The following is a 21,444-nucleotide window of genomic DNA, read 5'->3' as shown; positions in this document are numbered from 1 at the left end:
CCGACTCGGGATACTTTCCGAATCACGGAGTGCTGAAATGCTGGGAAAAGCGAGCGGCGATTAGCTAGGAAAAATCAAGAAATAGGTGCGACGCAGATCCCCGCTTTTTTTTGGCTCTCAAATATAAGAACTCCGTCCCCCAAAAAATTTTTATAGGGAAGAATTTGAAATTCTGCTCAATTTTGTGATCGGCATCACAAATTCCGGGCTTTTTTTAAGAGTTGGAGCCCTAGAGGGCAGCCTTCGATGGAGAGCCTCGCTGCTTCGAGAAATCTCGGAAATTTCCCCTGGACGGTGGGATCTCTGCGCTTCGATGTGAACACGTTCGACCTGTGGCACGAGAAAGAGGCGCACAAGAAAGTGTTCCTGCGCTCGATAGTGGCCCCAACTGGGTGTACTCACCCCTCACCTTGTTCATGGCGCTGCATTACCCGTTCGCCGCCCAGGCTGACAAGTGCGCAATCCCACCCATCCTCTTCCTGGATCAACTTACCCAGGTGTACTTCCCGTCCAAGGACGAGGGGCAGAGTTCGAGGCCGAGATTTTTCGCGCTGAGGACACCCGGGGTGTCGAGCTGCATGACGATATTGATGCCGTGTCAAACATGTTCACGCAGATGGCCAAATTATGCGATGACACGGCGCGTGAGAACGGGGTGATGCCACAGATCATCGTCTGCGATCACGCCGATGGACTCGATCTGGGCCTCGACTACAACTTCAAGGATTTCGTGCGGGCGAAATGGCGACACGGTGGGTTTATTGCGGACTGATTGATCACTGGGGCAGTCGGCAGCCATGGACGGTAGCCGATCGCCTTTAGCGTTTTAACGGGGGCGATAGGACAGCTAAATAGGCTTAATGGAAATATGGCCAGGCCATTTAAGGTTTCGTTATACCCATTCCACGATTGCGAACGACTGTCGTGAAACAATGCTGCCTGGACAGTGCTCCCCGAAAAAATGCGCGTCGCGGAGCTCCACCTGCTGTTTACGAACTGGCCTACGCGCACAACGTGACGTTGATGGAGGTGCTGATCAGCTCGGTGGTACGCAAGCTGATTGTGAGCGACGAAGCCCTGTTGATGTCGCTTGCTGCTTGTTACCAGAAGTTGAGGGGGATCACAGTGACGCTGAAGGAGATCGCAGAACAGCCCCAACTGGTGGAATCCATCGCGCTGGGGTCTTGGCCGACCTGACCTTCCACAACGTTTCAACCATCAATAAGGTGCTGGGCGTGATGTTCGGTGATCATATGAAAGGCTTGAACCTGGCGGAGGTCGGTCGCCTGAATACCGGGTTTCATTGCTGCCAACTGCATAGCGTTGGGAGGGCGGCAGAGGCTTTTGACGAGTTCAGTGAAACCGAATGCTAGGTGCGGCGAGGGGCAAGCCTGGTGCGCGCCGCCGCGGTTGGCAGGAAGGGATACTGAACAGTTTGCAGTGGATGAGCGCGTGAAGGTAGGGCCGTCAGCCTGCTGCGTGGCTCTGCTGCTGTTTGGTGAGCAAAGGAAACGCTGAATTTTATCCTGACTTCAGGCATGTTTATCAGCGACTCTAGGTGAACTGTTCGCACCCGTGAAAGGAGTAGGGCAAGGAAAATGTAAATCTTTGAGGGGCGAGAGGCTCTAGAACGAGGGTTGGAGCGGGTAGAGGGAATCGAACTCTCACCGATAGCTTGGGAAGCTATAGTTGTACCATTCGACTATACCCGCTTATTTCAACCTACTAGCGCAGATACGGTAAGACACTTTAGGGGCTCCTTCAACATCTCGGTGCGCTGTACTCTCACACTCAGCGTGGTATGGCGTCCCATAAGTGTATGTTGGCCTGTTGCTTTAATGCGTGCAATTCGCTGACGAATTCTCTGAGACAATTTGCAATACAAATCTGGTATAACTGTAAGTGCTAGTGAGAATTCACTCGATTAGCTTGGGTTTCTATTAAGTTTGTCGTCAGGCACGCGGTCAGCTATGTCAACGACGTCATCATCCAGATCTGGCACACAAAATACGCACTCATTTGGATCAATCTGGGTTCCTTCTATGTAGCGAACTCTTTTGTTGGCGGATGATCGGTTGATGCTAACTCGAAAAGTTGGCCGATTGGGTGGGTTGCCGTTTTTGTCCATAATACTCTTCCTCATCAAGTTATGTCGAATGGTACAAGGCGAAAATTAAACCTATCACTAGGTAGGTGTATTGTCAAGTTTGGATGTGTTAGTGATTGGAATGCTCTTCAAATTATAACAAAGTTGTAAGGCGCAGCCTAATATTTCAGGCTGCGCTTAAAATATTTCGCGAGCTTAATATTTTAGCGAGTTGTACTTGGAAAAGCCTAACTCTAGGTCTTCAATAAGATCATGTGGGCTTTCAAGTCCAATGTGAAGCCTAACTAGGTGTCCCTCTACCTCCCAGGCGGTTTCGCTTCTTACGAGACTCGGGTTTGCTATCATTGCCAAGCTTTCATAGCCACCCCAGGAGTAGCCGATAGAGAACAATGACAAGTTATCTAGCAGCGCATCTGCCGCTGCTTGCGTTGACGGCTTGAGGACAAATGAAAGCAAGCCTGAAGCACCCTTAAAGTCTCGCTTCCATAGGTGGTGTTGAGGGTGGGACTCTAAGGCAGGGTAATAGACTGATTCAACATCAGGGTGATTATCCAGCCACTTAGCCACAATAGTTGCGTTCTTGAAGTGTCGTTCAAGCCGGACATCTAATGTTCGCAGTCCTCTGAGCGCGAGGGCCACGTCATCAGGGCTTGCAAACAGCCCCATGTTGAAGTGATAGCGCTTCAAGCGATCCCAGGCTCGCTTGGATGCCGATACCGTTCCGATGACAGCGTCGGAATGGCCGACAATATACTTTGTCGCTGCCATGATGGACAAGTCGACACCGAGATCTATTGACGGGAAGTAAAGTGGTGTACCCCAAGTATTGTCAGCAATTACGAGTATGTCGTGCGCATGAGCGATCTTGGCAATTGCTGGAAGGTCTTGAATTTCCAAAGTTAAAGAGCCAGGTGACTCTGTGTAGATAGCTTTAGTATTTGGCCTCAAAAAGTCAATGATGCCTGACCCTATTGTGGGGTCATAAAACGAGACTTCGATTCCTAGGCGCCGACCTTCGCTTTCACAGAATGTCCTTATAGGAGCATATACATTGTCGGCCACGAGCAAATGATCGCCAGCGCCGACCACCGCAAGAATGGCGGTAGTACAGGCCGAGAGGCCTGATGGGCATATCACTGTGCCTTCCGCTCCCTCAAGTTGGCGCAATGCCTGACTCAAGGCCTCCGTAGTGGGGTTATTCCAGCGGCCGTATACGTATTTCTGGCGCCCCTCACGCATCGACTCACAGGTGGGGAATGCCACCGTAGAGCCCCGATAAATTGGCGTGTTGACAAACCCATGGTGTTGCTCAGGTTGGACGGAGGCCTGAGCAAGTAACGTTTGTACGTTATTGTATTTGTTCATCTTACCTTCCAGAACGTTGGCTTAGGGTGTGGGCGAGAGCGCCACCGGCAGGTTCAAGGTTATTCATTTCGTTGATAAATGTCTACCATGTGGTTGGGATCAAGGAAAATTCCCAATAAATTCAATAGAATAGGTTGGTTTTCAATTTTTTGTTGAAAGCCAACCATTTGGATGGTAGGTTTTTGTTGTGTCGTCATGTTCGCCTGGGGGTTGAGCGGGTTTTTCATTCAATGCTTCGGTGTTGCGACATTTAAAAATATAATACTTCATAGTTGTGTTGGAATCTGCCGCAAGTTTAGGTTTGCAAGAAATAATACAAAAACTGCAAATTCATCGCTTAGGTGACACATGAAAAGCCAAATTGAAACATCGCAGTCCGCATTCAAAGCTAAAAGTGGCGATCTAAAAAGTCAGTCAGAATGGCTCGAATCTCACGAGAGCGGATATTCAAAGCACTTAAAGAAGCGGCATGTGCAGATGATGGCGCTTGGAGGGGCAATTGGTACTGGCTTGTTTTTGGGGGCCGGTGCCAGGTTGCAGATCGCAGGGCCCGCACTCGCTGTTGTGTACTTGGTGTGCGGGGTTTTCGCTTTTTTCATACTCAGGGCGCTTGGTGAATTAGTAATGCACAGGCCGAGTAGTGGGAGCTTTGTTTCTTACACTCGTGAGTTTATGGGTGAGCGTGCTTCCTTCGTCGCAGGTTGGATGTATTTTCTAGTCTGGGCACTGACAGGTGTTGTCGATATAACCGCGATTGCGATTTACATGAAGTATTGGGGGGTGTTCGCAGAGGTGCCCCAGTGGGTATCTGCACTAAGCGCATTGGGCGTAGTCACACTGATGAATATGGTGGGTGTGAAGTGGTTCGGGGAGATGGAATTTTGGTTTGCGGTGATAAAGGTTGCCGCAATTAGCATCTTTTTGATTGTGGGCTCGTACTTTTTTGCTACGGGTCATGAGGTGGGTGGGACTATACCTGGGTTGCACCTAATTACAGACAACGGTGGTATTTTCCCCCATGGTTTACTGCCGGCGGTAATAATTGTGCAGGGTGTTATATTCGCATATGCGAGTATAGAGTTGGTTGGAACTGCGGCTGGCGAGACGGCGGATCCCAAGAGTGTTATTCCCAAAGCAATCAATGGCGTAATTTGGCGGATAAGCCTATTCTACGTTGGCTCTGTATTTTTGTTGGTTACTGTTCTTCCGTGGACAGCTTATAGTGCGAATGTTAGTCCTTTCGTAACTTTTTTTGAAATGCTCGGAGTTCCAGGTATTGGCTCCATCATGAATATTGTTGTGATGACAGCTGCGCTCTCAAGCTTGAATTCAGGGCTGTATGCAACTGGGCGGGTTTTGAGGTCGCTTGCGATGGGGGGCTCTGCACCAAAAATGTTCAAGCGTATGAATTCACAAGGGGTACCTTACATGGGAATCCTAGTGACCATGGGTATTAACGTGTTTGGTGTATTTCTGAATTACTTGATTCCATCCCAATTGTTCGAATTGCTGTTGAATATGGTTTCCTTGGGTATACTTTCTACATGGGCCTTTATTGTTCTGTCGCAGTTAAGGTATCGGCGTGCAGTAAAAAAAGGGGAGGTCGCAATGGTGGATTTCAAAATGCCAGGCGCGCCGTTTACCTCATGGTTGACCCTTGCTTTCCTGCTTGCTGTGCTAGTTCTCTTGGGCTTTGACTACCCTAATGGTACGTATACTGTCCTTTCGATTCCGGTGATAGCAGTTGTCCTACTCATTGGGTGGTCGAGAGTCGTTCGTGCGAAAGTCAGGGCTGATGAAGAGGTGAAAGCCGTACAGGCCACATAAAAATGGTTTTGGGCGATTAGGGGGCGTTTCATGGTGCCCCCTTATCGCTCTATGAGTTGAATCACTGCCCTAATGCAGTTAATATGGCTCTATCAGAAAATCAAGGTAAAGTCATGAGCACGCGTTCCGATCTCCTCATTACTGCTGAATTACTATTGCGTACCAAGGGTTACGCAGCATTTAGCTATGCAGATTTAGCGGATGAAATTGGTATTAAGAAAGCAAGCATCCATCATCACTTTCCGACGAAAGAAGGGCTCGGGATCGCGGTGATTGAGAGCTATCTCTTTAGGTTTGAGAAAAATCTAGCTTTAATCAATGAACAAAATGCTGATGCGCTAGTCCGCTTAGAGGCTTTCGCCTCATTGTTTGTTGATAGCTCGGAAAATGGAATGCTACCTCTCTGTGGTGCGCTTGCAGCAGAGTTGTCCGCCTTGCCAGAAAGTCTCAAAGAGCTTACACAAAAGTTTTTCCAAATTCATCTCCTGTGGTTAGAAAGCAATTTGATCCAAGGTCAAGCTGAAAATCTGATACGCGGCGATCTAAATCCAAAAGAAATTTCAAGAGCGATTTTGAACATTCTAGAAGGTGACAGTTTTGTTTCTTGGGCGATGAGCGATAAAGTAGGCTCGCAATCCGGCTTCAGCTTGATTATGAGAAGTATCATTGTCTGATTGGTGCGATTCACACCTATCAATGCATCGTAATTCGTACCTGATTGCCCACCTGTCAGGGTGGGCGTCACCCATGTAGATCTCCTTTGTAGCCCGTTCTCCTTCTGCCTGCCTCCGTTCTCCCAGCCTTACGGCCATTTGTTCCTACTATTCTTTATCACCTGCTGCCCATCCGGACGAGCGGTGCATACCCCGCGCGTATAGCCAATGCTCAAAGCCGCGACGACGTCGCTGAGCAGACCTAAATCAGGTGATTTAACAATACCCGTCGAAAAGCTACCTACCGGTCGGTATTTGTGTGTTTCCCACAGTTTTCCAGCCGACGATGAGAACAACAGTCTCATCGGCATCGGCATCGGCATCGGCATCGGCATCGGCATTGGCGTAGGTGTCCGGCAGTAATTTGCTCAAGCTGTTTCTGGAGACGCTAGCGAGGGCATCCTGAGCTTCGTCGACCCGATAGGGGCACCGAACCCTCTCCCGAGCTGTAGTCACTCGATACACCTTGGGTGTGCAGTCCAGCGTCCATTCAATGCTTACAGTGAGCTACCTGTAGGTAGGCGCGCAGTCATGGACAGGCGCCTTCGTCCCACGTTTCGCTGGCCACGTATCGATACTGTCACCTCAATCATGCGTAATGACGTGAATTTCGCATGAGGCGTTGCAAGCCTACCAACTAGATGGTAGTGTATATCCATTGTCGAACCAAACCCGCGAACCTGCCGGGCGTTAACGCCCATGTGAGAGCCTCATGCAAGATTGGAAGCAAACCCGCAAAGACATCAACACTCGCCTCGTAGAGCTCAATGGGCTGTCCCCTGAAACCATGAAAGGCATGGCTGCGCTAGGCGCTGCTGGTGGGAAGACGAATCATCTGGATGCCAAAACCCGCGAGCTGATTTCTTTGGCTGTAGCTGTGACCACTCGCTGCGACGGGTGCATCGCCTTCCACGCTGCTGAGGCTAAGAAGCTCGGCGTTACAAGTGAAGAAGTCGCCGAAGCACTGGGTGTAGCCATCAACATGAACGCCGGTGCCGCTTTGGTGTACAGCACCCATGTACTCGACGCTTTCGATAAGTCCTAAGCATAACGCCGACTTTCCTTCCTAGACGATTTCGAGAGTAATCATGAATAAGCTTTTCACACCTTACGATCTGGCTGGCATTCCCCTGAAAAACCGCGTTGTCATGGCGCCCATGACTCGCACCCGAACTCTGAACAACATTCCAAATGAGTCCAACGCGCTGTACTACGCGCAACGTGCTTCTGCCGGCTTGCTGATCACCGAAGGCCTGCCTATCTCCGATGAGGCTCGTGGCTATCTGTACACCCCTGGCATTTACGAAGATGTGCACCTACCAGGCTGGCGCAAAGTCACTGACGCGGTGCACGCCAAGGGCGGGAAGATTTTTGCACAGCTCTGGCACGTGGGCCGCATGTCCCACGTTTCGGTACATGGCATGGTGCCTGTATCCTCCGGTACGGTGCCTGCGGTGGATACCACGGTGTATGCCTGGATCGAACCGGGCAAATCTGGGCCTGTTCAACCAAGCGAACCACGCGCCCTGGAAACTGAAGAAGTGAGACGCGTCATTGCGGATTTCGTTAAATCCGCGCGGATGGCGATGGATGCAGGTTTTGACGGTATTGAGATCATGGCAGCCAACGGCTTCCTGTTCGATCAATTCCTGAGCAGCGCCCTGAACACTCGGACTGATCAGTACGGTGGCTCTATTGCCAACCGCCAGCGCTTCCTGCTGGAAACGATTGACGCCATTGCTGCTGAAATCGGTGGTTCGAAGATTGGCGTTCGCTTCTCGCCGTTTGGTCGCCTGTACGACTTCGGTGTTTACGAAGGCGAAGAAGAAACCTGGATGAGCATGGCGGCTGCCCTCAATGAACGAGAGCTGGCATTTGTTCACCTGAACTACCAACCAACCATCTTGGCCGCGCAAACGCCACCAGGCTTCGGTGCTGCGTTCCGCGAGGCTTACAAAGGCACCTTGATGGCTGCGGGCGGCTTCACCAAGGAAATCGCAGAGTCTGAGCTGGCTAAAGGCGAGCTAGACCTGATTGCCTTCGGCACCGCCTATATCGCTAACCCTGATCTTGTAGAGCGTATGCAGAACGATTGGCCTCTAGCCGAGGGTGATCGTGCGACCTACTACGGCGTAAGCGATTCGATTGAAAAGGGTTACACCGACTACCCGGAATACGCAGCAGCAAAAGCCTGATATTCCATCCCAAACATTTAGGAGAACACCATGCCACTCGTAACTATCAAGGGTATTGAAGGGGTTTTTTCTGACGAGCAAAAAGCTGAGGTCATTCGCAAAGTGACTGACGCCATGGTGTCCGTGGAAGGGGAAAATATGCGTGCCCTGACCTGGGTAATTTTCGAAGAGGTCAAGAGCGGAGACTGGGGCATTGCTGGCAATCCAGTCACTGCCCAGGATGTGTTGAAGCTGCAAGCAGGTCAGTAAAGCTTCATCGTTGAACCAATAGCTCCCTGATCGTTGAGTGCATTTTACGCTCAACGATCAGGGGGCTTTTTCCGTTATTGTAGAACGCCAGGTTGGTGGGGTATCACGCCATGATTCTGATCATTTACGCCCATCCTTATCCTGAGAAATCCAACGTAAACAAGTTGATGCTCAGGTTCGCAGCAAATAGACCCGATGTTGTAATACGCTCCCTGTACGACTTATATCCGGATTTCAATATCAACGTTGAAGCTGAACAGGAGGCCGTGGAACAAGCAGACCTGCTGGTTCTGCAGCATCCCTTGTATTGGTATAGCTACCCGCCACTTTTGAAGTTGTGGATTGACAAGGTCTTCACACGGGGCTGGGCATACGGCAATGGTGCTACTGCTTTGAAAAATAAAAATCTACTGTGGGTCGTGACCACGGGCGGAGACCATGATCATTTTGAAGGCGGCGACCACCCAGGTTTCGCCGTGCTGTCCCAGCCCCTTCAAGCAACCGCAAATTACTGTGGAATGCGTTGGTTAAGTCCAGTTGCAGTTCACGGCACATACAGAGCAGATCAAGCCGGACTGCTCAGACAGATCCGTCATTACGGCGAGCTTTTGGCCTCGTGGATGGAAGATTAAATGGACACTCACAGCCTGATTGAAATGCTTATCTATCTGGGCTCAGCTGCCTTGATAGTCCCAATTGCCGTTCGGTTAGGTTTAGGCCCGGTTCTGGGGTATCTGATTGCCGGCTGCTTAATTGGCCCGTGGGGCTTGAAGCTTGTAACCGATGTTGAGTCCATACTGCACTTTGCTGAAATTGGCGTGGTGTTGATGCTGTTCATCATCGGTCTTGAACTCGACCCCCAAGCGTCTTTGGTCTATGCGTCGAATGGTGTTCGGTGGAGGTGCGCTGCAGATGCTGGCATGTGGTGCAGCCATCGCAATATTTTGCGCGGCACTAGGCTTGAGCTGGACAGCTGCGCTGCTTGTGGGACTGACGCTGAGCCTCTCGTCTACAGCCATCGCCATGCAGGCCATGAATGAGCGGAACGTGACCTCGACTGCGGTGGGTCGAAGCAGCTTTGCCGTGTTGCTTTTCCAAGACATCGCGGCGATTCCCCTCGTGGCTATGATTCCACTGTTGGCCGCAAATGGCGGTACGCCCTCGGGTTCGGAACTGGCCCTGTCCATCGCCAAAATCGTTGGTGCAATTGTCGCAGTTGTTCTCTTGGGTCAGTACGTATCTAGACCCGTCCTTCGCTTTGTAGCGCGCTCTGGCCTGAGGGAGATCTTTAGTGCTGTCGCCCTTTTCCTGGTATTCGGGTTCGGCCTCTTATTGGAAGGGGCAGGCTTATCCATGGCCATGGGGGCTTTCTTAGCGGGCGTTCTATTGGCCAGTTCGGAATACCGTCACGCCCTGGAGAGCGATATCGAACCTTTCAAGGGACTCTTGCTGGGTCTGTTCTTCATCGGCGTAGGCATGTCGATTGACTTCGGAACGCTGATCGATGCCCCTTTGAAGGTGATCACTCTGACGTTGGGCTTTATCCTGATCAAACTGCTCGTGATCAAGCTTCTGGGGCGCTTCCTGAGTGTCCCCAGTGATCAGCGCTCATGGCAGGCGGTGTTCTTGGGCCAAGGCAGTGAGTTTGCCTTTGTAGTATTTGGCGCAGCGACAGTCGCCGGCATCCTGGTCGACCCCTGGGGTAAAAGTCTGACGTTGGCGGTTGCGCTGTCCATGTGTGTAACGCCTCTGCTGATCCTCTTGCTCAATCACTTTGACTCGTCGGGCAAACAGGGCAGCAAGGAATCAGACATCATTGATCAGAGCAATCCTCGGGTCATCATTGCTGGCTTCGGTCGGTTCGGTCAAATCGCTGGGCGTCTGCTGATGTCCTGTGGCTTTGAGGTAGTGGTCTTGGATCATGATCCCGACCACATTGAGACACTGCGGAAGTTCGGGGTGAAGGTGTTTTACGGGGATGCTACACGTCTCGATCTTCTTCACGCTGCGGGTGCCGCGAAAGCCGTGGTGCTGATCAACGCTATCGACAATCAGGACGATAACCTGGCACTGACCGAGCTGGCCCAGGAGCATTTTCCATCCCTAAAACTGGTGGTGCGCGCTCGTGATATGGGGCACAGCATTACCTTGCGCCAGATGGGCATAGAGGCCGTGGAACGGGAAACCTTTGAAAGCGCGTTGTCTCTTGGGCGAAGAGCCTTGGAGCAACTGGGTGTAGGGCGCTACGAGGCTCGTGAGCGTGCGGATCGGTTCCGTCGCCTGAATTTGGAAATGCTGGAAGAAATGGCCGCTCAACCCGTTGATGACACCGAATTCAAGTACGACGCTTACAAACGAGCGAACGCTTTACTGACGGAAATATTCAACGAAGATCGTGCTCACCCAATTGACACAGGCCCAGGAGAAAATGGTCTAAGAAACCGCGAGAATAATGACCGACCATATTGACGAGTTACGGAGGATGCTGGTCAGCAAGCATCCTCCAGCTCAGCAACAATCGCTTTCTTCAAGGATGAAACTGACTTAGACCCTGCGAAGATTTTCAGTAATCGGCCTTCGTGAAAAACCGCCAAGGATGGCACAGAGCGGATTCCATACATCGGCGCAATTGTCGGAGACACCGCAATATCAATCTTTCCGAATATCGCTAATGAATGGAGTTTCCCCTCCAGCTCCAAGAAGATCGGCTTCATTTCTTTACAAGGTTTGCACCAGGAGGCTGAGAACATTACGACACTGCTCCCTTTGGCTACGAAGCGAGCAAATTGGGGAGCGCTCAACTCAACGATACGACTCATCTGGATTTCTCGTTCTGTATTACGGGCAGGCGGCACCTTCAGAGTGCCTCCATTCATTGCCAATCAAATCTTGCAGCCATCGATGCCGCAGACCTGTCCAGTGGGTGAGCTGTCGTCGACTTGCATGCTCTCAACCATGTGATTAAGTGCTTTAAGAAACGTAGCTTCAGGCTGCGCACCTACCACTGAAAATTCATTGTTGAACACGAAAAGCGGTACGCCAGCGCCCAATTGGGCGGAAAACTGCTCATCCGCCTCCATTTCAGCGCGCAGCTCTGCAGATGACCAAGCCAGTTGGATTGACTCGTCCGACACACCTGCGTCTTTAGCAATCGCTGCCAAGCTGGTGCGATCAAAGAGGGACTTGCCGTGACTGGTACTTTGCTCGTACAGCGCCTCTACGAGCCGCGTTTTTACTGCCGAATCTTTAACAGCTTTCACTAGCACATGAGCGTCAGTGGTATCGCCAAACATCATGGTGTCAAAGCAGTAATCCAACCCGTCGACCTTGCCATAGTTACTGACCGTACCCATCATCGCCAAAGCGGAGTTTGCGTTGCCGAGCTTACGTTTCAGGGCCGGGATCATCGGCTCAGGAGTGTGGTTAGCAGCCAGCCGATAGGCCCGAACGTTGACTTGCACGTCGTCCTTCTCTGAGAAGCTTTCAAGTGCTTTCTCAAAGCGGCGCTTGGCTATCCAGCACCAAGGACACACATAATCAGACCAGATGTCGACTACATATTTTTTCGATGAGTTTTGCATAATTTAGCCTGCGCGAAGGAAGGAAGCCTGCATTGCCGCCATTTCAAGCAAATGGTTAAAGCCAGCCAGAGGGTCGGTTGATCGACCGAGTGTCCAATCAATAAGGCTTGCCCCCTCCAGCATGCTCAACAGCATGAAGGCGAAGTTCTCAGACGTTGTTCCCAGCGACCATCCGTGCTGGCGGACTGCATCATTCAGAGTGCTTTGGAGCCAGGCGAGCTGAGAGTTGAAGAAGTCCCGCGTGAGCCCTTGGAGCGACAATGGCAACGCAGCCATTTCCGCAGCCAATGCGCCGCATAAAGGCAGCAGCCCCTCATTCGCGCTGATCACGAATAGTCGGGAAAAGGCCTGTAAGCGCTGCAATGGCTCGGGATGCAAGGCTTCGATTGATGCCAGCGTTTCATTGAACCGGGAGATATAATCGCTGATCAGTTCTGCGCCCAAGCACTCCTTCGTAGGAAAATGATGGTGAATGCTGGCTTTTCTAATACCGATCTTCGCAGCGAGATCAGCGTAACTGAATGCTGAGTAACCCTTTGAACGCATCTGGGTTTCCGCGTAACTCATAAGCGCAGCTTTTGTCGTAATAGACATTTGAAACTCCTACAGCCAGCACCTTTCACCTGAGTCAGCGCACTGAGAAAGCGCCTCAGCAGGAGGCGCCATACGCAGGGCTTGCTAGGGTATTAGGCGCGTACTGCCATCACTCCTGCATCAACGTCCCAGATAGCACCTGTCACCCAGGAAGTTTTATCCGAGAGCAAGAAGAGGATGGTGTTGGCCACGTCTTTGGGAACACCGACTCGCCCCAGCGGGTGGAAATCGTTCAGAGACTTCATCGCATCGGGGATCGCGTCCTTGTCCATGAAACCTTCATAGATTGAGGTATGGACGATGCCAGGCGACACGGCATTGACTCTGATGCCAGAGTGCGCCAGTTCAATTGCCAAATTTCGGGTGACTGCGTGCAGGCCCGCCTTAGCCATCGAATAAGCAGTCGCTGGAGAGCCGGCCAGTGCAGCTTGGGCGCCAATCGAACCGACGTTGACAATGGAACCTTCGCGCTTGGCGGCAAGCATATTCTTGACCACGGCCTGAGTGATAAAGAATGTGGCCCGGTTCAAATCCAGATACATGTCGTAGTCAGCCTCATCGTGCTCGATGAAAGGCTTCGGAATGAATATGCCGGCAGAGTTCACCATGAAGCCAATGTCGTTGTGTTTGGCATTGATTTCGTTGCGTACGAAATTCATTCCTTCTTCGGTCATCAGGTTCGCAACGATCACCGATACGTTCCCCAATGAACTCAGTTCAGCGCGAACAGCGTCGGCTTTGTCCTGCTTGCTGCCAGTGAGTACCACGCTACCACCAGCCTTCAAAAACAGGCGCGCCGTTTCCAGGCCCATGCCGCTCGTGCCGCCGACGACCAACAGTTTTTTGCCATTAAAAAAATCAATCATTGCAGACTCCGGCTATCCCGACTTCGTTAAGAGCGGCACCAGCAGGTTTTCTACTGATGCACGCTGGGCTTGGATGTGACGCGGCTAAGGATCAGCCCTCGCGCACTTCGAGGGTAGGCACCATACGAATGGCTTTGGAGAAGTTCGCGTAGTTCACCGAAGTCTTAAGCACCACCTTGTGCAGCTCTTCCACGCGCTCACGGGAGGCATCGGTGTGCAGGCGGATTACGACACTTACCTCGTCGTAACCTGGGTTAACGCTTTCATCGATGCCCAAGAAGCCACGGAGATCGAGAGTGCCGTCAGTCTCAATTTCCAGGCTGTGGATCTTGATGCCCATCATCGCGGCATTGGCGGCATACCCGACCGACATGCAGGCGTTGAGAGCAGCCATCAGCAGCTCCTGAGGGTTAGGTGCGGTGTTTTGGCCCAGCAATTCATTTGGCTCATCGGCGGCAATTTCAAAATCACGCGAGTAGGTTTCACCGGCCAGGCTGTAACGGCTGACTTTGGCTACAGTGCGGGTCTGGCCTTTCCACGCGGTCTTAACGTTGAAACTGGCGTGACGCTTGCTCGCATCCTCAGCAACGCCTTGGGCAAACTGTTGCAGGGCTGCTACGTCAATACCGTTCAGGTTGTTTGTCATTTGATAAGTCCTATGTGCAACACATTTATGGGTGGGTGTTCGCTGAGGAATTACTCTACCAACTGGTAGGGTGGCTTGCAAGGAATTATTTCAACCAAGGGGCCATGTCCCCATGTCACGACCTGTCCATCCTTAGCGCTTCGTACCTGGCGGGCGCGCGGGCTAATGGCTCCCGAGCCGGGTAGGCGACTGCAAACCCTTTCTTTCGCATCATCTAGATCAACGCAGGATCAGCAGGCCGCATCCTTCCAAGGTCAGCAGCGGGTATCGAGGTGATCCCGTAGGGTGATGCGGTAGCGGTTCAAGGAAAAAATTCCAAGTTACTGTTTTTATTATTAAAATTAGCGAGGTGGTAAATGCTTGAGGCTGGCAGCACTTTTGTCTTTGCCCAGCAGAGGCTTATGAATATGAGAAGCGTTCCAGGATAGGAAATGGAAGCAGGCATGGAGAAGGTACAAGGGTGTGCAGCCCCAGGTTGCCTGGGCATCCATTGAGGTCGGAGCGGTATCATGAAGACGCCAACACACCTGCTTACCGGCTATCAGCCCTCCTCGTATGCGATTCGATGCGCGAAGTTCGCACAAAGCACACCTATCGAAGGTGGAACTGCCCATCAAGGGAGGCCCTCACCTAGGCCGTTGAGCGTTTGACCGAGACAAAAGGCATGGTGTATGCCCTTTTAGAAGTGATTCTGTACATGATAGGGAGAGTTGTTCGTGCAAGGCTGCGCTATGCATTAGTAAAAAACTCAGTCGGCGAACCCTACGCGCTGTTATCCGCGACTGCTGATAACATCGTCGCGTCAACCCTCAAAACGAAATCTACGATAATTATCGCGGGCTATGATAATTTCGGTGATGCTGAGCTGTTTGATATGCATGTTAATCGGTTTGATTTCAGTGTAGACGGGTGTGTTAGCTAATTATTCAGGTCTTCGCCGCTGGTTGGCTGGAAATTATTCCATGGTCGATCGCATATTTTACCAGCGCTACAGGTTTGTCGATTTTTAGTTTTCGTCGAATACTCAGGCGGTGAGTCTCTACAGTCCTGACGCTTATGTTAAGTTCTCGGGCCATTTCTTTGTTATTCAGTCCTTGAGCCATTTTATAGAGAACTTCGCTTTCCCTCGGTGTTAGTTCGCTTGAACTGCCGTCATCAAGAAGAAGTTTTTGCGCTATTTCTGCACTATAGAAAGTACCTCCATTTGCGATTGCTTCAATTGCAGCGACGATTTCTCTTGAGGGGGAGTTTTTTAACACATAGCCGCTTGCACCTGCACGCAGTGATTCGCTGACATATTCCTTGCTGTCATGCATGCTGAGTACTAGAACCCGCAGTAAAGGATGCCTTTCGCGTAATGTTCGTGTGAGTACAAGACCGTTTATGTCCGGTAGGTTGATGTCTACTAGAAGTAGATCAGGCTTGCACTGATCAACCATTTCCATGGCGTGTGCGCCACTTTCGGCTTCACCCACAACAGCCACATTGGGTACTACCGAAAGCAGCGCCTTAATCCCGTCGCGAACGAGCGAGTGGTCATCGACCAAGGCTAAACGAATTTGTGCTGATAGGCTCATGGGGGTGTCCATTGTTATCGAGTTAGGTGAGTCAAACTTTTTTACAGGGAATACTCATTGGAATCTCAATATCGACCTCACTTCGGCCTGGTGCAGAGGCCAGATGTAATCGACCACCCAGGTGTTCGACGCGTTCCCGTATATTTCTGAGCCCGATCCCAGTGTGGCGACGCTCAACTTCATCAACATTAAAGCCAACTCCATCGTCGCTTATTCTCAAGCGAACAGATTGCTCGGTTCCATACAGCGTAATGGCTACATCGTGAGCTTGAGCGTGTCGCTCGATGTTGGATAACGCCTCCTGAACAATTCGAAAAAGCGAGACGGGCACCCCATCGTCCAGCAGGCACTCAAACTCATTAGTCTCAAACGTTACCCGCAGCCCACTGCGTTGCTCGAACTCCTCAGACAATTGTCCAATCGCGGCAGGAAGCCCCAGGGTGTCCAAGAGCGAAGAGCGAAGGTCGTGTGAGATGCTCCGAACCTCACCAATGGCCTCTCCAAGCCGCTCGGTAGCCTCTTTCAAGATAACTGCACCTGGGCTTTCTCCGTTTTCGAGCAGAAAGCTTGCTAGCTCAAGTTTGTATTTTATGGACACGAGGACTTGGCTAATTCCATCATGCAGCTCGCGAGAAACGCGCGAACGCTCCTCTTCCTGAAGGCTCACAATTCGCTGGTTCAAGCGTTGTAGCTTGGTGTCGGCTAGCCGATGCTCACTCAGGTTCAACGTCATTCCGCTTGCAAATACTAACAAGACTGCCACAAGGGCTACGACAGCAATTGACAACATCGTTTTGCGGATACCATGAGCCACTTCATCACGAGCTTGCTGAGTGGCTTTTTCAACGTCTTCAAGGTAGATGCCCGTACCGATCATCCACCCCCATTGTTCCAACATTACGACGTAGGCGAGCTTTTCGGTCACTCTCCCGGAGGAAGGCTTGCTCCACGCATAGCGTTGGAAGCCCTCACCAGACTTGGCACTCTGGAGCAACGCTTGAATCACTAGGAGACCGTGTGGATCCCTCATATCCATGAGGTCTTTGCCGACCAGCTCTGCCTGCCTTGCATGCATCAGACTGCGGCCTTGGCGATCGTAGACGAAAAAATAACCATTGATGCCGAAGCTGAGCTTCCTCAGCTCGTCTAGGACTTTCTGCTTAGCATGGTCGTCGCCATGGCCATCGTTGTAGAGGGGGGCGATCAAGCTCCTCGCCATCGCTACGTAGTTTTCTAGCTCTGCGCGCTTACTGACCAAAATACTGTCTTCGATCAGTTGTGCTTGCTGGTCACCCAGCTGGTTGTTCAGGGAGATGACAAGCGCGCAGATAGCGGCAATAGCCAGTACAAGTGGCAAGATCCCCAGGGCGACAATTTTGTGTTTGAGCTGCATTCCTACTCCTGTCCAGACCTTGTACGCGACCAGCAGTCTTGGACGCTGCGATCTGAGGCCACTGGGACTTCAGCATCTTATGTCAATCCCCGATGCACCGAGTAGCCGAAAGCGGCTAGCGGTCGAAAGACCCGATCGCATAGCCGGTAGCTCAGTAGAACTACGTAGGCTTGTGGGCGTAGTTCTGCGGATTTATTTGTAGTGGGTATACGCGGATATTGGCCGCTGCCGCGAAGCGGACACAAATATAATAATCACGGTCGACGACCTACAGGCTGTCGACAGGAGACACGTAATGACCCATATGGCCAAACACATTGCCTGGTTTGCCGTGGCTGTTCTGGGAGCATTCGCGCTTAGCGTCGTGGCCTTGCGCCGCGGCGAAGCTATCAATGCTCTCTGGATCGTAGTCGCAGCAGTAGCCATCTATCTTGTCGCATACCGATACTACAGTCTGTTCATCGCCCAGAAAGTGATGCAGCTAGACCCTCGTCGAGCCACTCCCGCCGTAGTCAACAACGACGGCCTGGATTATGTGCCGACCAACAAACACGTGCTCTTCGGGCATCACTTCGCTGCCATCGCTGGTGCGGGGCCTTTGGTTGGGCCGGTACTCGCTGCCCAGATGGGCTATTTGCCTGGAACGCTTTGGCTGATAGCCGGCGTGGTGCTTGCCGGCGCGGTACAAGACTTCATGGTGCTATTCCTGTCTACCCGCCGCAACGGTCGCTCTTTGGGGGACATAGTGCGAGAGGAGATGGGCAGAGTCCCAGGAACGATCGCGCTGTTCGGCTGCTTCCTGATCATGATCATCATCCTTGCCGTATTAGCGCTGATTGTGGTCAAGGCGCTGGCCGAGAGCCCTTGGGGTATCTTCACCGTCATGGCCACCATTCCGATCGCCATGTTTATGGGCGTCTACATGCGCTATGTTCGTCCTGGGCGCATCGGAGAGATCTCGGTAATTGGTGTGTTGCTGCTGTTGGGCTCAATTTGGTTGGGGGGGCAGATTGCTGCCGATCCAGTTTGGGCCAAGGCTTTTACCTTCACCGGTATTCAAATCACCTGGATGCTCATTGGCTACGGCTTCGTCGCTGCGGTGCTACCAGTCTGGCTGATCTTGGCTCCGCGTGACTACCTGTCCACGTTCCTCAAAATTGGCACGATTCTCGCGCTTGCTGTCGGAATTCTCGTCACTATGCCCGAGCTGAAAATGCCGGCGTTGACTCAGTTCACCGATGGTACAGGGCCGGTGTGGAAAGGCGGCTTGTTCCCGTTCCTCTTTATTACCATTGCCTGCGGTGCCGTCTCGGGATTCCATGCGCTGATAGCCTCTGGCACAACACCTAAATTGCTTGCGAGCGAAGGCCACGCCCGTTACATCGGCTACGGTGGCATGTTGATGGAGTCTTTCGTAGCAATCATGGCTATGGTGGCTGCGTCGGTGATTGAGCCTGGTGTGTACTTCGCCATGAACAGCCCTGCAGCTATCGTTGGTGGTGATGCAGTGTCCGTAGCGCAGACGGTTAGCAGTTGGGGGTTCACCATTTCCCCGGATCAGCTAGAGTCGGTAGCTAAAGATATAGGTGAAACCACCATCCTCGCTCGCGCAGGAGGGGCACCAACGCTGGCTGTGGGCATTGCCCAAATTTTGCACCACGTTCTGCCGGGCGAGAACACCATGGCGTTCTGGTACCACTTTGCAATCTTGTTCGAAGCGTTATTCATCTTGACCGCTGTGGATGCTGGCACCAGGGCAGGCCGCTTCATGCTGCAGGATTTGTTAGGTTCCTTTGTTCCTGCCCTGCGCCGTACAGAGTCCTGGGCTGCAAACCTTATTGCCACCGCTGGCTGCGTGGCATTGTGGGGCTATCTGCTCTATCAGGGCGTGATCGATCCGTTGGGTGGTATTAATACGCTTTGGCCGCTGTTCGGCATTTCCAACCAGATGTTGGCAGGCATCGCTTTGATGCTGAGTACCGTCGTGCTTATCAAAATGAAGCGTCATCGGTATGTCTGGGTGACCCTGCTACCAGCGATCTGGCTGCTGATTTGCACTACAGCCGCAGGATTCATCAAACTGTTCGATGCTAACCCTGCTATGGGCTTCCTGGCGTTGGCGCGTAAGTACAGTGATGCGCAGGCCAATGGTCAGATTTTGGCGCCGGCGAAGGACATTTCGCAGATGCAGCATGTGATCTTCAACGCCTATACGAACGCTACGCTCACAGCCCTGTTCTTGCTTGTTATGTTTAGCATTTTGTTCTACGCGCTCAAGGTCGGGATTGCAGCGTGGGGTAGCAAGGAGCGTACGGATAAAGAGTCGCCTTACCTAGCACTGCCTGATGCATAAAGGAGGGGTGTAACGTGTTCAATGACCTGAGTCGCCTCGGTAAATACCTGGGTCAGGCAGCGCGTCTGATGGTGGGCATGCCTGACTACGACACTTACGTCGAGCACATGCAAAACAAGCACCCTGACAAACCTCTGATGTCATATGAGGAATTCTTTCGGGAGAGACAGGAAGCTCGATACGGCGGCGGCAACGGTCAGCCACGTTGCTGTTAGTACCTTGAGGTATTTTTCTGCGTAGTCAATCGCGCCCGATGCAATGCATCGGGCGCTTTGCGTCTTGGTCTGCGAAAACGCTGTCAGTCTTCTAGATGGTTAGTAACGCCATGGTTGAGTTGCTTTCCGAGTGCTCCCGAAAATTCCAACGCAAATGCTAGTCCCCGTCTGACATCCGGATCAGAGGTCATCCGAAGCAAACGGACTAAAGAGGGGGGTTCCGAAAGCTTGCTTACCTGGGCGCTTGCAACGCGAGCCGCGTTACCCGCTAACCATGCAGCCGACGAGCCTTCTTCGAAGACATTTGCTAGCTTTTCGACCATGTAAGAATCGCTCATGTCGACGATGTCGGTCGCAACTGACATTAGGTCGACCAGTCTTGAGAGTCGATCTCCGGCCAAGAGGGGCTCAAGCTTTACGACAAGCGACCTGAGCCCTTCGAGCGCAGCCTCGCTAAGTTCCAACGATTCCGAAATCGAGGGCGCTCCCGGTTTATTTTTCGAGAGGCTTTCTTGTTCAGGGAGTGAGCTCATCTAAGGTGTCCTGTAAAATTATTGATCGTGTTACACCAGGCCGCGCGCGACCGCCCAATATATGCCTCTATTGAAGCTTTTCCTCATAAGTCCGCCAATCTTAGTGGGGGGCGTAGGCTTTACATCATTTTCATAGTCGTACCAGAGCGGCATTCCTGCCTCTAATCCCATTTGCGCAATTGCAGCAACCTTACCCTCATAACTGTCGCAAGTCCGCCCGAAACGAAGCTCGGAGGCTATGTTATTTACTACAACAGGGGACTGGCTATGGCACGCGCCCCCGGCCTTGCTCACGGGAAGATCAACGGTATCGCCCAGGACATATACGTTCTCTAAACCATATACTTTCATGGTTTGATAGTTTGTAGGGAGCCACCCTTCATCATCTTGAGCTTGCGACAGTCCGGAGTTTCTAACTGCGTCTACTGCGCGGATAGGTGGAGTGGCCATAAGAATGTCGAAATCTTCCGCTCCGCCTTCTTCTGAAAACGCGATATTGCTTCCCGGATCAACTCGGTTAAGCGTAAAGCTTCTCTGGTGCTTAATGCCCCTCTGTTCAAATATACTGGGTAATACTTCGCAGGTGTCCTTCTGCAAAAAAAGACAGTTACGTAACAGTTGAGCTACGGTAGGGTATGTATAGACGATTTCCACTTTGTCTCTAACGCCGCGTTTACGTAGCAGGTCGTCAAGCATTAGCGTAGTCTCAATGGGTGCAATACCACATTGGTGAGGTACATTGGGGGTCTTGGGGAATGTTACGGTGACTAGAATTCTGCCTTTTTCTATAGACTTCAATTTATCTGCAAGCTGCCGCGCAGGCTCATATTGATAAAAATGATCACCGCCTTCTTTTAGGCCATCGATTCGCTCGGGGGTGGGTACACAGCCTGTGGAGATAACGAGTTGGTCGTATCCGTATACTTTTCCGCTTTTACATTTCACGCGGTTCTGGTTGTATTGGAATTCCTCGACCTCTTCTATAAGGAAGTCGATCTCAGGGCGGAGTAGGCTGCGCTGAGGCCGCCGAAGCTCATTTTTGAAGAAACTGTCAAAGGCAATGTACATGAACGCAGGTTTGTAATAGTGCCAGGGAGAGTTAGACAGCATCAAGATTTCCACCTTGCCACTGCGTATCTCAGGGTAGAGTTTGGTGGCAAGATGATTGGCAGTCATTGTGCCGCCAATACCGCCGCCGACAATAATTATCCGATGTGGCATGTGCTCTCC

The 21,444-nt window shown here is 51.7% G+C and carries 22 protein-coding genes, 1 tRNA gene and 2 pseudogenes; 12 read left to right on the top strand and 13 right to left on the bottom strand.

The features are described from left to right. Nucleotides 1-288: 288 nt before the first annotated feature. The 3 genes and pseudogenes from GIB19_RS19170 to GIB19_RS19160 form a co-directional block, all read left to right on the top strand. Nucleotides 289-772: pseudogene (locus tag GIB19_RS19170) on the top strand (DUF3732 domain-containing protein); the annotation flags it as partial. A 251-nt stretch (nucleotides 773-1,023) separates the two neighbouring features. Then, nucleotides 1,024-1,197 (top strand): hypothetical protein, encoded by a 174-nt coding sequence (locus GIB19_RS19165; RefSeq protein WP_274887649.1) that lies wholly within the window; start codon nucleotides 1,024-1,026, stop codon nucleotides 1,195-1,197. After that, entirely contained in the window at nucleotides 1,185-1,373 is a 189-nt protein-coding gene (locus tag GIB19_RS19160; protein WP_274887648.1) for a hypothetical protein, read from the top strand. The genes GIB19_RS19165 and GIB19_RS19160 overlap by 13 nt, the downstream gene beginning before the upstream one ends. Nucleotides 1,374-1,638: 265 nt before the next feature. On the opposite strand, the gene GIB19_RS19155 is transcribed toward GIB19_RS19160, so the two are convergent. The 3 genes from GIB19_RS19155 to GIB19_RS19145 all read right to left on the bottom strand — a co-directional run bounded on the left by GIB19_RS19155 (nucleotide 1,639) and on the right by GIB19_RS19145 (nucleotide 3,699). Further along, nucleotides 1,639-1,712: transfer RNA gene (locus GIB19_RS19155), tRNA-Gly, on the bottom strand. Nucleotides 1,713-2,302: 590 nt separating this feature from the next. After that, on the bottom strand, nucleotides 2,303-3,472 hold the full coding sequence (gene metC, locus GIB19_RS19150; RefSeq protein WP_274887647.1) for a cystathionine beta-lyase: 1,170 nt from the start codon (nucleotides 3,470-3,472) through the stop codon (nucleotides 2,303-2,305). Between the two features lie 59 nt (nucleotides 3,473-3,531). Next, a complete protein-coding gene (locus GIB19_RS19145) occupies nucleotides 3,532-3,699 on the bottom strand; it encodes a hypothetical protein (protein WP_274887646.1) in 168 nt (55 codons plus the stop codon). Nucleotides 3,700-3,820: 121 nt separating this feature from the next. Between GIB19_RS19145 and GIB19_RS19140 the strand changes: the two genes are divergently transcribed. Next, entirely contained in the window at nucleotides 3,821-5,299 is a 1,479-nt protein-coding gene (locus GIB19_RS19140) for an amino acid permease (protein WP_274887645.1), read from the top strand. A 113-nt stretch (nucleotides 5,300-5,412) separates the two neighbouring features. Further along, a complete protein-coding gene (locus GIB19_RS19135; RefSeq protein ID WP_274887644.1) occupies nucleotides 5,413-5,973 on the top strand; it encodes a TetR/AcrR family transcriptional regulator in 561 nt (186 codons plus the stop codon). 276 nt (nucleotides 5,974-6,249) lie between these two features. Here GIB19_RS19135 and GIB19_RS19130 read toward each other — a convergent pair whose 3' ends face one another. Next, the gene (locus GIB19_RS19130; protein ID WP_274887643.1) at nucleotides 6,250-6,384 is read right to left on the bottom strand and encodes a hypothetical protein; all 135 of its coding nucleotides are present in this window, start codon (nucleotides 6,382-6,384) and stop codon (nucleotides 6,250-6,252) included. Nucleotides 6,385-6,724: 340 nt separating this feature from the next. On the opposite strand from GIB19_RS19130, the gene GIB19_RS19125 reads away from it, so the two are divergent. The 5 genes and pseudogenes from GIB19_RS19125 to kefC all read left to right on the top strand — a co-directional run bounded on the left by GIB19_RS19125 (nucleotide 6,725) and on the right by kefC (nucleotide 10,925). Beyond that, nucleotides 6,725-7,057, top strand: a complete 333-nt coding sequence (locus tag GIB19_RS19125; protein WP_014860758.1) for a carboxymuconolactone decarboxylase family protein — start codon at nucleotides 6,725-6,727, stop codon at nucleotides 7,055-7,057. A gap of 43 nt (nucleotides 7,058-7,100) precedes the next feature. Then, on the top strand, nucleotides 7,101-8,207 hold the full coding sequence (locus GIB19_RS19120) for an alkene reductase (RefSeq protein ID WP_274887642.1): 1,107 nt from the start codon (nucleotides 7,101-7,103) through the stop codon (nucleotides 8,205-8,207). Nucleotides 8,208-8,237: 30 nt separating this feature from the next. Next, the gene (locus GIB19_RS19115; RefSeq protein ID WP_014860756.1) at nucleotides 8,238-8,456 is read left to right on the top strand and encodes a tautomerase family protein; all 219 of its coding nucleotides are present in this window, start codon (nucleotides 8,238-8,240) and stop codon (nucleotides 8,454-8,456) included. Between the two features lie 110 nt (nucleotides 8,457-8,566). Beyond that, on the top strand, nucleotides 8,567-9,088 hold the full coding sequence (kefF, locus tag GIB19_RS19110) for a glutathione-regulated potassium-efflux system oxidoreductase KefF (protein WP_128610701.1): 522 nt from the start codon (nucleotides 8,567-8,569) through the stop codon (nucleotides 9,086-9,088). Then, nucleotides 9,089-10,925: pseudogene (gene kefC, locus GIB19_RS19105) on the top strand (glutathione-regulated potassium-efflux system protein KefC). It begins immediately after the preceding gene. A gap of 20 nt (nucleotides 10,926-10,945) precedes the next feature. Here kefC and GIB19_RS19100 read toward each other — a convergent pair. The 7 genes from GIB19_RS19100 to GIB19_RS19070 form a co-directional block, all read right to left on the bottom strand. Beyond that, nucleotides 10,946-11,275 (bottom strand): thioredoxin family protein, encoded by a 330-nt coding sequence (locus tag GIB19_RS19100; RefSeq protein WP_274887641.1) that lies wholly within the window; start codon nucleotides 11,273-11,275, stop codon nucleotides 10,946-10,948. A gap of 63 nt (nucleotides 11,276-11,338) precedes the next feature. After that, entirely contained in the window at nucleotides 11,339-12,037 is a 699-nt protein-coding gene (locus tag GIB19_RS19095) for a DsbA family oxidoreductase (protein WP_274887640.1), read from the bottom strand. A 3-nt stretch (nucleotides 12,038-12,040) separates the two neighbouring features. Next, the gene (locus GIB19_RS19090; protein ID WP_274887639.1) at nucleotides 12,041-12,631 is read right to left on the bottom strand and encodes a TetR/AcrR family transcriptional regulator; all 591 of its coding nucleotides are present in this window, start codon (nucleotides 12,629-12,631) and stop codon (nucleotides 12,041-12,043) included. A gap of 92 nt (nucleotides 12,632-12,723) precedes the next feature. Beyond that, complete coding sequence (locus tag GIB19_RS19085; RefSeq protein WP_274887638.1) at nucleotides 12,724-13,497, bottom strand: SDR family NAD(P)-dependent oxidoreductase; 774 nt, start codon at nucleotides 13,495-13,497, stop codon at nucleotides 12,724-12,726. 91 nt (nucleotides 13,498-13,588) lie between these two features. Next, nucleotides 13,589-14,143 (bottom strand): OsmC family protein, encoded by a 555-nt coding sequence (locus GIB19_RS19080; RefSeq protein WP_014860752.1) that lies wholly within the window; start codon nucleotides 14,141-14,143, stop codon nucleotides 13,589-13,591. Nucleotides 14,144-15,069: 926 nt separating this feature from the next. Continuing rightward, entirely contained in the window at nucleotides 15,070-15,720 is a 651-nt protein-coding gene (locus GIB19_RS19075) for a response regulator (protein ID WP_274138151.1), read from the bottom strand. Between the two features lie 31 nt (nucleotides 15,721-15,751). Further along, nucleotides 15,752-17,113: a cache domain-containing protein gene (locus GIB19_RS19070; protein WP_128610698.1), complete on the bottom strand. Its 1,362-nt coding sequence runs from the start codon at nucleotides 17,111-17,113 to the stop codon at nucleotides 15,752-15,754. 295 nt (nucleotides 17,114-17,408) lie between these two features. Here GIB19_RS19070 and GIB19_RS19065 point away from each other — a divergent pair, with 295 nt between their 5' ends. Both GIB19_RS19065 and GIB19_RS19060 read left to right on the top strand, forming a co-directional pair. Further along, nucleotides 17,409-19,466, top strand: a complete 2,058-nt coding sequence (locus GIB19_RS19065) for a carbon starvation CstA family protein (protein WP_063427205.1) — start codon at nucleotides 17,409-17,411, stop codon at nucleotides 19,464-19,466. Between the two features lie 14 nt (nucleotides 19,467-19,480). Then, nucleotides 19,481-19,681: a YbdD/YjiX family protein gene (locus GIB19_RS19060; protein ID WP_014860748.1), complete on the top strand. Its 201-nt coding sequence runs from the start codon at nucleotides 19,481-19,483 to the stop codon at nucleotides 19,679-19,681. Nucleotides 19,682-19,764: 83 nt separating this feature from the next. Here GIB19_RS19060 and GIB19_RS19055 read toward each other — a convergent pair whose 3' ends face one another. Together GIB19_RS19055 and GIB19_RS19050 are read right to left on the bottom strand one after the other, a co-directional pair. Then, on the bottom strand, nucleotides 19,765-20,214 hold the full coding sequence (locus tag GIB19_RS19055) for a DUF1641 domain-containing protein (protein ID WP_063427204.1): 450 nt from the start codon (nucleotides 20,212-20,214) through the stop codon (nucleotides 19,765-19,767). A gap of 30 nt (nucleotides 20,215-20,244) precedes the next feature. Further along, entirely contained in the window at nucleotides 20,245-21,435 is a 1,191-nt protein-coding gene (locus GIB19_RS19050; protein WP_063427202.1) for an NAD(P)/FAD-dependent oxidoreductase, read from the bottom strand. Nucleotides 21,436-21,444: the final 9 nt, after the last annotated feature.

The organism is Pseudomonas sp. ITEM 17296, assembly GCF_028895205.1.
GTDB classification, from domain to species: Bacteria; Pseudomonadota; Gammaproteobacteria; order Pseudomonadales; family Pseudomonadaceae; genus Aquipseudomonas; species Aquipseudomonas kermanshahensis.
The sequence above is the reverse complement of the archived record's forward strand: the minus strand, read 5'-3'. Positions and strand labels throughout refer to the sequence as shown.